The 15,685-nt window shown below is 76.0% G+C and carries 11 protein-coding genes; 4 read left to right on the top strand and 7 right to left on the bottom strand.

The features are described 5' to 3' along the window. The first annotated feature begins 86 nt into the window (after positions 1–86). The gene (locus O2W14_RS10045; RefSeq protein ID WP_269175948.1) at positions 87–1,793 is read left to right on the top strand and encodes a long-chain-fatty-acid--CoA ligase; all 1,707 of its coding nucleotides are present in this window, start codon (positions 87–89) and stop codon (positions 1,791–1,793) included. Here O2W14_RS10045 and O2W14_RS10040 read toward each other — a convergent pair. The 4 genes from O2W14_RS10040 to O2W14_RS10025 form a co-directional block, all read right to left on the bottom strand. Further along, positions 1,769–3,631, bottom strand: coding sequence for a hypothetical protein (locus O2W14_RS10040; RefSeq protein WP_269175947.1), 1,863 nt, complete (start codon positions 3,629–3,631; stop codon positions 1,769–1,771). The two genes, O2W14_RS10045 and O2W14_RS10040, sit on opposite strands and share 25 nt — an antisense overlap. Before the next feature lie 65 nt (positions 3,632–3,696). Beyond that, positions 3,697–4,659, bottom strand: coding sequence for an NAD-dependent epimerase/dehydratase family protein (locus O2W14_RS10035; protein WP_269175946.1), 963 nt, complete (start codon positions 4,657–4,659; stop codon positions 3,697–3,699). Continuing rightward, entirely contained in the window at positions 4,656–7,274 is a 2,619-nt protein-coding gene (locus O2W14_RS10030; protein WP_269175945.1) for an alpha/beta fold hydrolase, read from the bottom strand. Before O2W14_RS10030 ends, O2W14_RS10035 begins: the two co-directional genes overlap by 4 nt. Continuing rightward, complete coding sequence (locus tag O2W14_RS10025) at positions 7,271–8,296, bottom strand: 3-oxoacyl-ACP synthase III (RefSeq protein WP_269175944.1); 1,026 nt, start codon at positions 8,294–8,296, stop codon at positions 7,271–7,273. Before O2W14_RS10025 ends, O2W14_RS10030 begins: the two co-directional genes overlap by 4 nt. 192 nt (positions 8,297–8,488) lie before the next feature. Between O2W14_RS10025 and O2W14_RS10020 the strand changes: the two genes are divergently transcribed. Further along, entirely contained in the window at positions 8,489–9,586 is a 1,098-nt protein-coding gene (locus O2W14_RS10020; RefSeq protein WP_269175943.1) for an NAD(+)/NADH kinase, read from the top strand. A 21-nt stretch (positions 9,587–9,607) separates the two neighbouring features. Here O2W14_RS10020 and O2W14_RS10015 read toward each other — a convergent pair whose 3' ends face one another. From O2W14_RS10015 to O2W14_RS10005, 3 genes are all read right to left on the bottom strand, one after another. Continuing rightward, positions 9,608–10,789: a cytochrome P450 gene (locus O2W14_RS10015; RefSeq protein ID WP_269175942.1), complete on the bottom strand. Its 1,182-nt coding sequence runs from the start codon at positions 10,787–10,789 to the stop codon at positions 9,608–9,610. A 362-nt stretch (positions 10,790–11,151) separates the two neighbouring features. Beyond that, the gene (locus O2W14_RS10010) at positions 11,152–11,934 is read right to left on the bottom strand and encodes an SDR family oxidoreductase (protein ID WP_269175941.1); all 783 of its coding nucleotides are present in this window, start codon (positions 11,932–11,934) and stop codon (positions 11,152–11,154) included. Next, entirely contained in the window at positions 11,931–13,127 is a 1,197-nt protein-coding gene (locus O2W14_RS10005) for a PucR family transcriptional regulator (RefSeq protein WP_269175940.1), read from the bottom strand. The genes O2W14_RS10010 and O2W14_RS10005 overlap by 4 nt, the downstream gene beginning before the upstream one ends. Positions 13,128–13,235: 108 nt before the next feature. Between O2W14_RS10005 and O2W14_RS10000 the strand changes: the two genes are divergently transcribed. Together O2W14_RS10000 and O2W14_RS09995 are read left to right on the top strand one after the other, a co-directional pair. After that, on the top strand, positions 13,236–14,336 hold the full coding sequence (locus O2W14_RS10000; RefSeq protein ID WP_269175939.1) for a ferredoxin reductase: 1,101 nt from the start codon (positions 13,236–13,238) through the stop codon (positions 14,334–14,336). Between the two features lie 86 nt (positions 14,337–14,422). Further along, on the top strand, positions 14,423–15,616 hold the full coding sequence (locus O2W14_RS09995; protein ID WP_269175938.1) for a fatty acid desaturase family protein: 1,194 nt from the start codon (positions 14,423–14,425) through the stop codon (positions 15,614–15,616). The last annotated feature ends 69 nt before the right edge of the window (positions 15,617–15,685 follow it).

Here is a 15,685-nt window from a genome sequence, read left to right as displayed (position 1 = left end):
GACGGCCGGCGGGCCGGCGTCGGCCGCACAGCCAGGACGAGGGAGCAGATGGACGCCGCTGGACGACCCCGCCGCGGGACCGGCCGGTGACGGGCACGCCCGCGCCGCACTGGACCCGCAGCTACGCCCCCGGCGTGCCGGCCGAGGTCGCGGTGCCGGCGGACGCCGTGCCCGACCTGCTGGCCGCCGCCGTCGCGCGGTTCCCGGACCGGCCGGCGTTGGACTTCCTCGGCGCCACCACGAGCTACGCCGAGCTCGGCACGGCCGTGGCCCGCGCCGCCGGGCTGCTGCAGGAGCTGGGCGTGCGGCCGGGTGACCGGGTGGCTCTGGTGCTGCCCAACTGCCCGCAGCACGTCGTCGCCTTCCACGCCGCGCTGCGGCTGGGGGCGGTCGTCGTGGAGCACAACCCGCTGTACACCGCCGAGGAGCTCGGCGCGCAGTTCCGCGACCACGGCGCCACGGTCGCCGTCGTCTGGGACGTCGTCGCCCCGGTTGTGCAGGGCCTGGGCGCCCCGGCGCTGCGCACCGTGCTCGCCGTCGACCTCAGCCGGGCGCTGCCGCTGACCAAGCGGCTGGCGCTGCGGCTGCCGCTGGCGCGGGCCCGGGCCACCCGGGCGGCGATGACCGCCCCGGCGCCGGGGGCGACGCCCTGGGACGCCGCGGTCGCCGGGGCCACCCCGCTGCCGGCCGCGCACCCGGGACCGGTGCACACCGACGTGGCGCTGCTGCAGTACACCGGCGGCACCACCGGCAGCCCCAAGGCCGCCGTCCTCACCCACCGCAACCTGGTCGCCAACGTCACCCAGTCCCTGGCCTGGGTGCCGGGCCTGCGGCCGGGGGCGGAGGTGTTCTACGGCGTCCTGCCGTTCTTCCACGCCTACGGGCTGATGCTGTGCCTGGTCACCGCCCTGCGGATCGGCGCGGCACTGGTCCTCTTCCCGCGCTTCGACGTCGACCAGGTGCTCACCGCCGCGAAGCGCCGACCGCCGACGTTCCTCCCCGGGGTGCCGCCGGTCTACGAGCGGCTGGCCACCGCCGCCGCTGAGCGCGGTGTCGACCTGTCCACCGTCCGGTTCGCCATCTCCGGGGCGATGCCGCTGCCGGTGGCGACCGCGGCCCGCTGGGAGGAGCTCACCGGCGGGCTGGTGGTGGAGGGCTACGGGATGACCGAGGCCTCACCGATCGCGCTGGGCAACCCGATGGGCCCCACCCGCCGGCCGGGCACCGTCGGGCTGCCCTACCCCTCGACGCAGATGCGGGTGGTCGACCCCGACGACCCCACGGTCGACCGGGCACCCGGCGAGCGCGGCGAGCTGCTGGTGCGCGGGCCGCAGGTGTTCTCCGGCTACTGGGAGCGGCCCGAGGAGACCGCCGCGGTGCTGCTGGAGGGCGGGTGGCTGCGCACCGGCGACGTCGTGGTGGCCGACGCCGACGGCTTCGTCACCGTCGTCGACCGGATCAAGGAGCTGGTGATCACCGGCGGCTTCAACGTGCACCCCTCCGAGGTGGAGGACGCGCTGAAGGCCGTCGATGGGGTCACCGACGCGGCGGTCGTGGGGCTGCCCGGGGCGTCGGGCAGCGAGGAGGTCGTCGCCGCGGTCGTGGTCTCCCGGCCGCTGGACCTGGACGCGGTGCGGGAGGCGACCCGGGCGTCGCTGGCGGCCTACAAGGTGCCGCGCCGGCTCGTCGTCGTCGAGGACCTGCCACGCTCGCAGATCGGCAAGGTGCTCCGCCGGCAGGTCCGCGAGCAGCTGCTCGCCGGGTCGGCTCAGCCGGGGACGCCGGAGCCGTAGTCGCCGAAGGGCTCGGTGGGCACCGGCGCGACGGCGGTCTCCCGCAGCTCGCGCCCGGCGGCGTCCAGGGTGCGCACGCCGACCACCCCGGCCGGCATCGGCACGACCGCCCCGCCGCCGGTGAGCGCCAGCGGGGCCAGCACCCGGTCCCGCTCGTCCAGGAGCTCGGCGGAGGCGGCGTCAGCCGGCGCGGACACCACCAGCCAGCGGCCGTCCTCCTCGGAGCTCAGGCCCGGCATCGCGACGTCGCAGGTGCGCACCACCGTGAGCGTCGCGACCTCGGTCGAGCCCGGCGGGGTCGAGGCGCCGCAGGAGAACACCGTCCCCGGACGGCCGGCCACCGTGCCCACGACGAGCGCGCCGCCCGGGCTGTGCGCCACGACGACGGCCACGCTGCCGCTGCGCCGGCTCAGCGGCAGCGGCCCGGACCACAGCAGCTCCGGCTCCAGCTCCGCGGGCTCGACGCCCAGCGGGCCGGCGAGCTGCGCGAACGCGGTGCCCACCACCACCTGGTCCGGCGGCTCCGCGGTGGGCCGCAGCGGCTCCAGCGTCGGCAGCTGCCCCGCCCGCGTCCCCGGCACATCCACCCCGCTGCGGTGCACGACCTGGCCGTCGCGGGTCACCCGCACGCTGAGCCCGGACCCGGCCTGCGTCGTCCGGGCCGGCACGACCGCGGCACCGTCGACGGCCGCCACCGGCAGGTAGTCGCGGCCCACGGTGCCCCGCGGCCCGACCATCAGCCGGTCGGAGACCGCCACGGTGTCCCCGCGGCCGGCGACCACGACCAGCGTCGCGTCGCCGGGACCGCCGAGCACGAGGGTGGCCGGCCGGCTGCGGCCCAGGGTGCGGGAGTACCGGGGCGTCAGCTCCGCTGCCGGCGCGCCCACCGGCCCGACCAGCCAGGTGCCGCGGAAGTCGCCGGCGGTCTCGCCGACCACCAGCACCGCGCGGCCGTGCGGGGTGTCCCCGGCGAACACGACCTCCCGGTCGGCGACCGGCGGCGGCTCCTGACCGCCCCAGCCCACCTGCCGGACGGCGTCGAGGAACGCGGCGTCCCCGGCGAGGGAGCCACGGGCCGGGCCCAGCAGCACCGGGATCGCCGGGTTGCCGCCCAGCGGCGCGGCCGGTGCCGGGCCGGCGGACGACGTGGACGCCGGGGCGGCCGGTGCCGGGGTCGGCTCGGCGGGACGGGTGAGCTGGAGGCCGGCGCCGCCCACGCACACCACGGTCAGCGCCGCGGCCGCCGCGACCTGCCACCGGGCGCGGTGCTGCCGGTGCCGCACGTCGGCGACGGCCGCGCCGGCGTCCAGCCGCCAGGTGCCGGGGGTGCCGGCCAGCCGGGCGAGCTCGTCGTGCAGCCGCCGGTCCGGGTCGTCGTCGCCGGGCCGGGGGCGGGCGTACAGGTCGGGGGCCAGGGCGGGCCGCAGCGCGGCGGCGCCGCGGGCGGCCTCCTGGGCCGCGGTGTCGGCCGCACGACCCAGCAGCGGGGCGAGCTGCGCCGGGGTGAGCCCGTCCAGGGCGGTCAGCACGGTCGCCGCCCGGGTGCGCGGCGGCAGGTCGCGCAGTGCCCGGGCCAGCGGTTCGGGACCGGCGGCGGAGGGCTCGGGCATCGACTCGATCACCTGCTCGCCGCCGACCGTGCGCCGGCCGCTGCCGGTGACCAGGGCCGCACGGGCGGTCGCCAGCGGGTCGCGGGTGCGCGCCCAACGCCGGCGGGTGCGGGCCAGCGCGCGCTGCACCAGCTCCTCCGCGCCGGCCCGGTCGCCGGTGAGCAGCAGGGCGGTGCGCAGCAGCTCCGGACGCCGGGCGGCGACGAACTCCTCGAACGACGTCTCCACCCCGACCTCCTCCCGATACCGCGGTCCTCGACTGCCGGGTGTTCGTCCGCCGGGCCCGGCGGGGTTCAGCGGTACGCGGCGGCCAGCCGGGCGAAGCCCTCGTCCAGCGACACCTCGGGCGTCCAGCCCAGCGCCTCGCGGGTGCGGCGCTGGTCGAACCAGTGCGCGGTGGCCAGCTGCTCGGCCAGGAACCGGGTCAGCGGCGGGGTCCGCCGTGCACCGGTGAGCGCCCAGACGCCCTCGACCACCGCGCCGGCGGCCCAGGCCACGCCGAACGGCACCCGGGCCCGTGGCTCGGGGACGCCGGCGGCCCGGCACAGCCCGGCGAGGACCTCGGCGACCGGGCGCGGTTCGCCGTTGGAGACGACCAGCGCCTCACCGTGCACCGGCCCGCACGCGTCGACCGCGGCCACCAGGGCCGCGGCGGCGTTGTCGACGTAGGTGGTGTCGATCAGCGCCGCCCCCGACCCGATCAGCGGCAGCCGCCCGGAGCGGGCCCGCTCGACGATGCGGCCGACGAGCTGGGTGTCACCGGGCCCCCAGACCAGGTGCGGGCGCACCGCCAGGACGGCCAGGGCGGGGGAGTCGGCGGCCAGCGCCTCGCGCTCGGCGAGGGCCTTGGACCGCGCGTAGTGCCCACGGGCGCCCGCCGGGTCGGCGGGCTCCGCGCCCACCCCGACCAGCGCCGACCCGCCGTGCGCCACCGAGGGGGAGGAGACGTGCACCAGCCGCTGCACGCCCGCGGCGGCGCAGGCGGCCAGCACGGTGCGGGTGCCGGTGACGTTGGCCCGCTCGTACTCCGCCCACGGCCCGGTCACGTCGACCTTCGCGGCCAGGTGCACGACGGCGTCCTGACCGGCCACCGCCCGGGCGACGACGCCGGGGTCGGCGACGTCCCCGAGCACCTGGGGGCAGTCCAGCTCCGCCGGGTGGCGCTGGAGCACGGTGACCTCGTCCCCGCGCGCCAGCAGCCGCTCCGCCGTGGCCCGGCCCAGCATGCCGCTGGCGCCGGTGACGAGCACCCTCACGACCGGCGCCGGGACCCGCCCGTGCCGGCCAGCAGCGCACCGGCCGCGCGGGCGACCGCGGTGCGGTCGACCTTGGACTCGTGCCGGATGTCGACCGGCAGTCGGCCGGTGGTCAGCACCGCCGCGACCTCGGTGCCGGCCGCGGCGCGCACGGCCGCGGCCAGGTCGGAGTCGGCCGGGGCCAGCCGGGCGGCGGCGCCGGGGAGCCGGGAGGGACGTGTCCCGGCCGGGACGACGACCACCGCGACGACCTGCGCACCGGCCGGTCCGACCCCGACGACCGCGGCCGCCGAGACGCCCGGCAGCGCCTCGACGCGCTGCTCGATCCCGACCGGGGTGACGACGCCGCCGGCGGTGGTGACCACGTGCGGCAGCCGCCCCTCGATCCAGAGCCGGCCCTCGGCGTCGAGGTGCCCGACGTCGCCGGTGCGGTGCCAGCCCGGGTTGCGCGAGGAGATCCGCTCGGTGGCCCAGAGGGCGTCGTAGCGGTCCTTGACGTGCGCGGCCCGCACGCAGACCTCGCCGGTGACCCCCGGGACCTCGGTGAGGTCGCCCTCGGACCGGCCGGTGGGCGTCAGCGCACTGACCCGCACCTCCACCCCGGCCAGCGGGAGGCCGACGCAGACGCCGTCCCCGGCGTCGGCGGCCTCGATCTCGGCGGCCGAGACGTCGGTGACCGGCAGCGCCTCGGTCATCCCGTAGGGCGTGTGCGCCTCGGCGGCCGGCAGCACCGCGCGCAGCTGCTGCAGCAGCGACAACGGCACGGGGGCGCCTGCGGACATCAGCAGCCGGACCCCGCCCAGCGCGCTGCGCTGGGCGTCGGTCAGCTCGCCGGCGGTGGCGACCACCCGGCGCAGCGCGGCCGGGGAGGCGAACACCACGGTGCCGCCGGCCGCGGCGGTGGCGTCGGCGAGCTTGGCGGCGGTGAGCGAACCGGGTGCGGTGACGTCGATGTCGGGCACCACGGAGCCGATGCCCAGCGCCGGGCCGAGGATGGCGAACGGCGCGAAGGCGGCGACCAGCCGGTCGGCCGGGGTGAGGCCGTAGGTGGACCGGACCAGGTCGAGCTGGGCGACGGCCTGGCGCTGGGTGTAGACCACGCCCTTGGCCGGGCCGGTGGCCCCGGAGGTGAACAGGACCGCGCAGTCGGCGTCCGGTGCGGCGACGGCGGGCGAGGCTGCGGTGGTGCCGCGCTGCTCGAGCTCGGCCAGGGTGGTCGTGGCACCCAGGGCGCGGGCCGCGGCGGGGGAGACGCCCCCGGCTGCGATCCGGAGCCCGGGCAGGCCCATCACCCGGGCAGCAGCGAGGCCCTGCGCGCTGCCGATGACCGCGCCGACGCCGGCGCCGCGCAGCGCCCGGCGCATGCCGCGCAGCCCCAGGCCCTTGTCGGCCACCACGATCACCGCACCGGCGCGCCAGACGGCGTAGACGGCGGCGGTCAGGTCGGCCGAGGGCTCGACCAGCATGCCCACCCGGGTGCCCGGGCCGACACCGGCCGCGACCAGGCCGGCGGCGAGGTCCTCGACCCGGCGGGACAGCCCGGCCCAGGTCACCATGCCGCCGGTGGTCCAGGCGCCGTCCCCGGTGCCGCCGGCGACCTCGACCACGGCGGGGGAGTCGTCGGTGGCGCGGTCGGTCAGCGCCGACCAGGGGTGCCGGTCGGTGGCCTCGGCGGCCGGGCGCGACGGCGCGGCGGGGCGGCCCTCGGTCAGGTCGGCGACCCACTGGGCGATCGCCTTGGCGTACTGCGGGGCGTCCTCGGTCACCAGGTGCGAGGCGCCCTCGTAGCGGTGCAGCTGCGCGTGCGGCAGCCGCCCGCGGAGGTCGGCCAGGTAGCGCTCGCCGAACACCGGGTCGCGCGGGCCCCACAGCAGCAGCGCCGGCACGTCCAGGTCGCGGATGCCCTCGGCGATCGCCTCCTGGGTGGCGCGGGAGGGGTGCCCGGGGGCGAAGGGGATGTCGGCGACGAAGTCCCCGACGGATCGGCGGCGCTCGGCGGTGGCGTACGGCGCGGCGAAGGCGTCGCGCACGGCGGCCGGCAGGGCGGGGCGGGACAGCGCGGTGGTGGCGCGCACGAACAGCGGGGTGCCGACGGTGGCGGCAGGGCGCACCCCGGGGGCGTGCGCCAGCCGGATCAGCGCCGGGCCCAGGTCGCCCGGCGGCATGGCCACGGCGGTGTTGCCGAGGACGACGCCGCGCAGCTGCTCGCGGTGCTGCAGCGCCCACCCGAGCGAGATGACCCCGCCCCAGTCGTGGCCCACGGTGATGACCGGACCGGTGACGCCCAGGGCGGCGGTCAGGTCGCCGAGGTCGGCGACGCGCTGGGCCAGCGGGCGCAGCTCGGTGAGCCGCTCGGAGAAGCCCATGCCGAGCTGGTCGGGGGCGATGACCCGCCAGCCGGGCGGGGCCGCGGCGACCAGCCGGCGCCACAGGTAGGACCAGGTGGGGTTGCCGTGGACGCACAGCAGCGTGCCGACCGGGTCGGTCACCCCGTTGTCGAGCAGGTGCCACTCGTGCTTGGTGCCCGTGGAGTCGGCCACCGTGACGCGCCGGGACCACGCGGGGTCGACGCCGGGCAGGCGTGCCAGGTCGGGCGCGGGGGAGGGTGCGGTCACCAGGCGATCTCGAGGCAGGAGGCGTTCAGGCCCGAGCCGATGCCCATCAGCAGCACCCGGTCACCGTCGACCAGGGAGTCCTGCTGGCCGGCCAGCGTGAAGGGCACCGCGGCCGGGCCGAGGTTCCCGCGGGTGGGGAAGGTCAGCGGCACCTTGGTCTCGTCGATGCCGAACTTCGCGACCATCGTCGCGGTGTGCACCTTGGAGACCTGGTGGATGACGTAGCGGTCCATGCCGCTCTTCCAGTCGAACTCGGCGGCGGCCTCGTCCCACATGTCCAGCGACAGCGCGATGCCGGCGTCCAGCAGGCCCTTGAGGTCGGTGCGCATCTCGTCGTTGTCGCCGATGCACAGCTCGTGGTGCTCGGTGCCGGCCCGGCTGACCGAGCCGACCAGCCGGTGGCCCTCGGGGTGCTGGTCGCTGCGGCCCAGCACCATCGCGGCCGCGCCGGAGCCCAGCGTCAGCGTGGCGAACTGGGCGATGACGTCGCGGGAGGTGACACCGGGGCCCTGCAGCCGCTCGATGGTGCGCTCCTGCACCTTCCGGGAGTCCTCGCCGTTGACGATCAGCGCGTGGTCGATCATGCCCGAGTCGATCATCGCCGCGGCCAGCTCCATGCCGTTGACGAAGCCCAGGCAGGCGTTGGTCACGTCGAAGTTCTGCGCCGAGCGGGGCAGGCCGAGGGCCGAGTGCACCGCGACCGCGGTGGAGGGCTCCAGGTGCTTGCGGCTCACCGAGGTGTTGACCATCAGCCCGATGGAGGCCGGGTCGACGCCGCTCTCGCTGATCGCCTTGGCGCCGGCCATGGCCGCGCCGTCGACGAAGGTGACGCCGTCGGCCCACCAGCGCCGCTCGCGGATGCCGGCCAGCCGTTCGAGCATCCCCGGGCGCAGACCCACCCGTGCGTAGGTCTCGGCCAGCTGCTCGTCGAGCGCGTCGGAGGTGACCACCTGGGAGGCGTCGGCCGTCTGCACGGTCAGGATGCTGGTGTTGCGGAAACGGTGCGTGGCGTTGCCACTCATGGGCGGGTCCAGTCGTCGAGGAGGTCCGACTCTTCCACGTGCTCTCGGCCACGTGCGGCCCCCTGTTCCGTTCGGTTCTACCCGAGGCGGTCACCGGTATGCCGTGAGCCGTTCACCCGCGGCGGGCATCACATCGGGGGAGTCGTCCTCCCGGGGGTGCGTGTCCGGACGGCGGGAGGGGAGGATGCCCAGGTGACAGCCCCCGAGGACGGCGTGCGGACCCCTGCAGGTGACCGGCGTCCGCTGCGTCGGATCGGCCTGGTGGTGCACGAGGGCAAGCCGGTGGCCGTCGCGGCGGCGCAGCGGGTGCGGGACTGGGCCGGGGCCCGCGACCTGCCCTGCACCGACATCGACGTGTGGAGCGAGTCCGACGCCCGGCGTCCCGCCCACGAGGAGGCCGCGCTGGCCGGCAACCCCGACCTGGTGGTCACCGTCGGCGGGGACGGCACGTTCCTGCGTGGTGCCCGGGTCGCGGCCGCGGCCGGTGCCCTGGTGCTGGGCGTGGACGTCGGCCGGGTCGGGTTCCTGACCGACGTCGAGGTCGACCGGCTCGAGGAGGCGCTGCAGGCGGTCGCCGACGGCGAGGTCGTCCTGGACGCCCGGATGATGCTGACCATGCGTGCCTCCCGGCCGCTGGAGATCCCCGGCGGCATGGACGCGCTGCTGCGCTACGGCCGTGGCCCGGCGCTGCCCTCCCCGGCGGTGCGGCCGGGGAGCGCGGAGGAGGTCGGCTGGGGCGTCCCGCTGGAGGTGCTGGCGCTCAACGACGTGGTGTTCGAGAAGCTCGCCCGGGACCGGCAGGCCAGCCTCGCCCTCTACGTCGACAGTCGGCTGTTCGCCTCCTACTCCGCCGACGCGCTGGTGGTCTCCACCGCCACCGGGTCGACGGCCTACAGCTTCGCCGCGGGCGGGCCGGTGCTGTCCCCGGACCTGGAGGCGCTGGTGTTCACGCCGGTGGCACCGCACATGGTGTTCGACCGGAGCCTGGTGCTGTCGGCCAGGCACCGGATCGGCGTCCGGGTGCTGGGGCGCTCCGGGCAGGTGGCGGTGAGCGTGGACGGCCAGCTGCGCGGCGTGCTCGACCCCGGTGACTGGGTCACCGTCTACGGCGCCGCCCAGCGGTCGGAGCTGGTGCGGCTGGACCAGCCGCACTTCCTCGACCGGGTCCGCAGCCGGTTCGGCCTGTCCGACGCCCGCGCCGCGCTCGCCGACGGTGACGCCCCGCTGGTCTACGACCCGGGTCAGCCGCTCCCGCCGGACCTGCAGCACCCCGGCCCGCCGCCGCGCTGACGTCCGCCCCGGCCGGGGCGGTCAGACGGTGACGGGCAGGTGGTCGAGGCCGTAGACGAAGGACAGCTCGCGGAACTTCAGCTCCGACTGCGGGACGGCGACCGCCAGGTCCGGGAACCGGCGCAGCAGTGCCGGCAGCAGGATCCGCAGCTCCATCCGGGCGAGCTCGGCGCCGATGCAGCGGTGCGCGCCGTGCCCGAACGCCAGGTGCCCGCTGGTGGGCACCCGCGCCGGGTCGAAGACCTCCGGGGAGTCCCCGGCGGTCAGCGGGTCCCGGTTGGAGGCGCTCAGCGAGGCCAGCACCACGTCGCCGGCCTTGAGCGGGGTGCCCAGCAGGTCCATGTCGCGGCGGGCGAAGCGCGGGAAGGCCATCTGCACGACGGAGAGGTACCGGAGCAGCTCCTCCACCACCCGGTCGACGTCCTTGCGGCTGCCGGTGCGCACCAGCTCGGCGTGGGCGGGGTCGCGCAGCAGCACCAGGGTGCTGAGGGAGATCATCCCGGCGGTGGTCTCGTACCCGCCGGTGAAGACGCCGTCGGCCAGGCCGGCCAGGTCGGCGTCGGAGATCCGGTCGCCCTCGTCGCGGATGATCTGCCCGATCAGCCCGGGACCGGGCTCGACGCGCTGCCGGGCGACGGCGTCGAAGAGGAACTCGCGCTGGGCGGAGACCGCACCGAAGGCCGCGGCGGCGCCGGAGGTGATGTCGAAGCGCTGCACGCCCAGGCGGGCGAAGGCGTCCCGGTCGGACAGCTCCAGCCCCAGCAGTGCGCAGATGGTCTGGAACGGCACCGGGAAGGACAGGACCTTCGCCAGGTCCACCGGGGTCCCGTCGGCGCCGGCGGTGGCCAGCTCGTCGAGCTGGGCCTCCACGAACGCCTCGATCATCGGCTCGAGCCGGGCCAGCCGCCGCATCGTGAACTCGGGCGTGACGATCTTCCGGAGCCGGGTGTGCAGCGGGGCGTCGGTGAAGCCCAGGCCACCGATGTCGGCGCCGGAGGTGGTGCCCCCGGTGCCGGGCAGCAGGTGCCGGATGTCGTTGCTGAAGGAGTCGTCCCGGTTGGCCAGCACCGCGCGCACGTGCTCGGTGTCGGTGACCAGGTACACGGAGAAGTCGAACGGCAGGTCCAGCCGGTGCACCGGGTCGGTCGCGCGCAGCTCGGCCAGCCGCGGGACCGGGTCCAGGCCGGTGCGCTGCAGCGGCACCTTCGTCGGCTCCGGGATGAAGGTCAGGCTCGCGAGGTCGATGCCCTTCTTCGCGATCCGCCGCGCCAGCAGCCGCCCGCCCCAGGCCCGGGCCCGCGCCCGGACCGCTCGCGCGGCCCGTCGTCCGGTGACCCGGGTGTGGCCGGTGGGGACGGGACAGCGGGACGGGGATCCGGTGCGGGGTTCGGTGTCCGTGACCTCTCCTGGGCTGGGCGGGACGACGTCGTCGGGTGCTCGACGTCTTCGTACTCCAGGACGGCGTCGGTGATCAAGGATGGCACGCGGCCGGCGCCCCACCCGCCCCTGCGGTCGCCCCGTCTCCCAGCGGGCCCCGGGCTGAGCAGCAACCGGGTCGAGGCCGGTCAGGTGCTCCTGGTCCCGGCGCCCCCGGGCTGACCGGCGGCGGCCGCCAGTCGGGCCAGGTGCTCCTCGGCGGTCTCGCTGCCCGTGACGAACGGCGGGGCGGGCACCAGCCCACCGTCGGCGAAGGCGCGCCCGGCCGGCCCGGGCAGCCGCAGCGACAGCACCAACCGGCGGCGTCCGGTCGCACGGAGCCGGCGCCGCACCAGGTCGGCCATGTCCAGCTCCTCGGGGCCGGCGATGGGCTCGACGACCCCGCGGGGCGCGCCGTGGGCCAGCTCGACCAGGTGCGCGGCCACCTCGCGGGCGGCCACCGGGCGGCTGCGCATCCGCGGGACGACGACCACGGGCCCGGGGGAGCGGTCGACCAGCTGACCGGCGAACTCGTGGAACTGGGTGGCCCGCAGCAGCGTCCAGGGCGCCGGGCCGGCCGCGAGCAGCTCCTCCTGCCGGCGCTTGCCCAGGTAGTAGCCGAAGTCGATCGTGTCCGCACCGACGATCGAGAGGGTGACCACGTGCCGCACCCCGGCCCGGTCGGCGGCGGCGAGCAGCTGCTGGGTGGCGGCGGTGAAGAAGGCCACCGCCCGCCGGCGGCTGGTCGTGGTCACGTTGCTGACGTCGACGACCGTGGTCACGCCTCGCAGCGCCCGCACCAGGCCGATGCCGGTGGTGAGGTCGACGCCCCGGGACCGGGCCAGCACCACCGGGACGTCGCCCCGGCGTTCCAGCTCGGCGACCACCAGCCGCCCCAGCAGGCCGGTGCCACCGGCCACGGCCACCTTCACGACGCGTCCTCCTCGGTCGGGGCCGGCAGCTGGGCGCCCAGGGCGACCGTCAGCTCCAGCACGGTCTGCGGGTCCTCGAGCCGGTCGCCGTAGAGCTCGCGCAGCTGACCGAGCCGGTACCGCACCGTCTGCGGGTGCACGAACAGCGCGGCGGCCACCTGCTCGCGCCGGCCGTGGTGCAGCAGCCAGGACCGCAGCGTGACGGTGAGCTTCTCCCGGACGGCGGGGCTCAGCCCGTCCAGCGGGGCCAGGACGGCGGCCCGCAGGTCGCCCAGCGCGGAGTCGTCGGCCCGCAGCACCAGGTCGGTGAGCCGGCTCTCGGTGTCCAGCGCCGCCGTCCCGTCGGCGGTCAGGCCCAGCCGCAGCGCACGCAGGGCCCGGGCGTAGGACGCCGACACCGCCGTCCACTCCCGGGCCGGCCCGACGACCGCCGAGGTGCCCTCGAGGGTGCGCAGCAGGCCGGTCCGCGCCCCGCACCCGGCGTCGGGCACCAGCAGCACGGTGAGCTCGGCGGCGGGGTCCAGGCCCGGCTGGTCGTCGGACACCTGCAGGGTGCGGTCGTCGAGCAGGGCGAGCACGCCGCGGGCCCGCCCCTCGGGCAGCAGGACGGCGGTGAGCGTCCTGGGCGGCGGCCAGCCGGCCCGCTCGGCCGCCGGGACCAGGTCGTGCGGCGGCCGCCCGGTGAGCAGCAGCGCACCGAGCCGCTCCAGGTGGTGCCGCCGAACGCGGCCGGTGCTGTCCAGCTCGTCGGTGTGCCCGGCGACGCTGGAGGCCGACAGCTGGTCGATGTAGGCGAAGACGAGCTCGGCGAAGCGGGCCAGCGACCCCGCGGTCATCCCGGCGGCCACGGCCGTGTCGCTCATGTGCCGCCAGGCCACCCGGGCGCCGACCCGGTAGGCGGCCAGCAGCGCGTCCATCGGCCGGCCGCCGCGCGCCTCGCCCCGGCCCAGCGCGTAGGCCCCCTCCAGGGCCGGGCCGATCGGGCGGCTGGGGTCGGCGCCGCCGGTGGTGGTGGCCAGCTCCAGGAAGCCCCCGAGGGCGAGCTGGACGGCCCGGCTGATCGCCCGGCCCATCTCCCCGGCGAAGGCGTCGGTGTAGCTGGGCACCTCGACCACGATGCTGGCCACGGTCTGCGCGGCGACGGCGGGCAGCTCGGCCCGCATCGCGGCGACCACCGGGGCCGGGAAGGTCACTGGCTCGGTCGTCGTCCCCACCTCCTTTGTTCGCAGGGAACAGAACCTACCGGTCGATTCACGCCCAGCGGGCGAGTGTTCATCCCGCTCGCGGGGAACACTCATGTCATGACCGCCACCGTCCCCCGTCCGGGCCGCCCCGCGCTCCGGGCGCTGCGCGACCGGGTGCTCAAGGCCGCCGAGCTGGTCACCACGCCGCTGCTGCCGGTCGACTACCTCGACCTGGTCGACCCGCTGCGCTCCGGTGCCGCGCTGCGTGGGCGGATCGAGGAGGTCCGGCACGAGACCCGCGACGCTGCCACGATCGTCATCCGGCCCGGCCGCGACTGGCTGCCGCACACCCCCGGCCAGTACGTGCGCATCGGCATCGACGTCGACGGCGTGCGGCTGTGGCGCGCGTACTCGCTCACCTCGGTGCTCGGCCGGGCCGACGGCCGCTTCACCATCACGGTCAAGGCGATCCCCGACGGCAAGGTGAGCAACCACCTGGTGCACCGAGTGCAGCCGGGCACGATCGTGCAGCTGGACCAGGCCACCGGTGACTTCGTGCTCCCCGAGCAGCGCCCGGCCAAGGCGCTGTTCGTCACCGCCGGCTCCGGGATCACCCCGGTGATGGGCATCCTGCGCAACCACGTGCACGAGCACGAGGACGTCGTCCTGGTGCACTCCGCGCCGACGGCCGAGGACGTCATCTTTGGCACCGAGCTGCGCGAGCTGGCCCGCACCGGTGCGATCCGGCTCGTCGAGCGGCACACCGCGACCGACGGCCTGCTCGATGCCGCCGTGCTCGCCGGCATGGTCCCCGACCTGGCCGAGCGCTCGACGTGGGCGTGCGGGCCGGTCGGCATGCTGGAGACGCTGGAGCAGTACTGGGCCGACGCCGGCATCGCCGACCAGCTCTACACCGAGCGGTTCCGCCCGCGGGTGCTCGTCACCGGCGACGCCGGCGGCACGGTGGACTTCACCGCCTCCGGCACGACCCTCGAGGTCGACGGCGCCACCCCGATCCTGGACGCCGCGGAGAACGCCGGGCTGCTCATGCCCAGCGGCTGCCGGATGGGCATCTGCTACGGCTGCGTGCTGCCCTTGCGTGAGGGCGCCGTCCGTGACCTGCGCACCGGCGAGGTGACCACCGCCGCCCCCGGCGACGGCGTCCTCGTCCAGACCTGCATCAGCGCCCCCGCCGGCGCCTGCGAGATCGACCACTGACCTCCAGCGGAGTCGATCCGTCGCGGTGACCGCGACAGATCCACTCCGCGACCCCGCACCCGCACCCCTGAGCTGAGGAGCTGCACATGACCGTCCTGCAGAAGAAGTCCGACAACCCGATCGCCCACCTGAGCCCCGAGGACATCGAGGCCATCGGCTTCGAGCTCGACGCCATCCGGCAGAGCGTCGTGGACAGCCGTGGCGAGTCCGACGCGGCCTACATCCGCAAGGTCATCGACGTGCAGCGCAAGCTCGAGCTGGGCAGCCGCGCCGTCCTGCTGTTCTCCAAGTTCCCGCCGGCCTGGCTGCTGGGCACCGCCGGGCTCTCGGTCGCCAAGATCCTGGAGAACATGGAGATCGGGCACAACATCCTGCACGGGCAGTGGGACTGGATGCGCGACCCGAAGATCCACTCCACGACCTGGGAGTGGGACATGGCCAGCCCCGCCGAGCAGTGGAAGCACTCGCACAACGAGCTGCACCACACGTACACGAACGTGATCGGCAAGGACAACGACCTCGGCTACGGCATCATGCGCGTCGACGAGGACCAGAAGTGGGTGCCGCTGTACCTGCTGCAGCCGGTGTGGAACTTCGTCAACGCGATCTTCTTCGAGTACGGCATCGCCGCCTACGACCTGGAGCTGGGCAAGAACCTGGCCACCGCGGAGCGGCGCGCCGACCCCGGCTTCCGGGCCCGCGGCAAGCAGGTGCTGAAGAAGATCCGCAAGCAGGCCACCAAGGACTACCTGGTGCACCCGCTGCTGTCCGGCCCGTCGTTCCTGCCGACCCTGGCCGCGAACTTCACCGCCAACGTGGTGCGCAACCTGTGGTCGCACTCGGTGATCATGTGCGGGCACTTCCCGGAGGGTGTCGAGACCTTCGAGAAGAAGTCGATCGACGGGGAGACCCGCGGTGAGTGGTACCTGCGCCAGATGCTCGGCTCGGCCAACATCTCCGGCAGCAAGGCCATGCACATCATGACCGGCAACCTGTCCCACCAGGTCGAGCACCACCTGTTCCCGGACCTGCCGAGCAACCGGTACGCCGAGATCGCCCCGAAGATCGAGGACCTGTTCCGTCGCTACGGCCTGCGGTACCACTCCGCGTCGCTGCCGCGTCAGGTCGGCTCGGCGTGGCACAAGGTCATCCGGCTGTCGCTGCCCAACGGCTGGCTGGCCCAGACCAACCGGTCCAACGCCCCGGCCCAGGTCGCCAAGCTCTACAAGATGACGACGGGTGGCGCGAAGGTGCGCCGTCAGCTGCAGAACGCCGCCTGACCTCCCCACCTGCACGACCGCGACCCCGCCGGGCACCTGCCCGGCGGGGTCGCGGTGCGTCCGGCCGGG

Source organism: Modestobacter sp. VKM Ac-2986 (genome assembly GCF_026967795.1).
Taxonomy (GTDB): domain Bacteria; phylum Actinomycetota; class Actinomycetes; order Mycobacteriales; family Geodermatophilaceae; genus Modestobacter.
This window is presented reverse-complemented; position numbering and strand designations above follow the sequence as displayed.

Excerpts from the sequence above, each read along its gene's own strand:
- O2W14_RS10000 (WP_269175939.1), top strand. The coding sequence starts at position 13,236 with ATGACCGCCACCGTCCCCCGTCCGGGCCGCCCCGCGCTCCGGGCGCTG.
- O2W14_RS10025 (WP_269175944.1), bottom strand. The coding sequence starts at position 8,296 with ATGAGTGGCAACGCCACGCACCGTTTCCGCAACACCAGCATCCTGACC.
- O2W14_RS09995 (WP_269175938.1), top strand. The coding sequence starts at position 14,423 with ATGACCGTCCTGCAGAAGAAGTCCGACAACCCGATCGCCCACCTGAGC.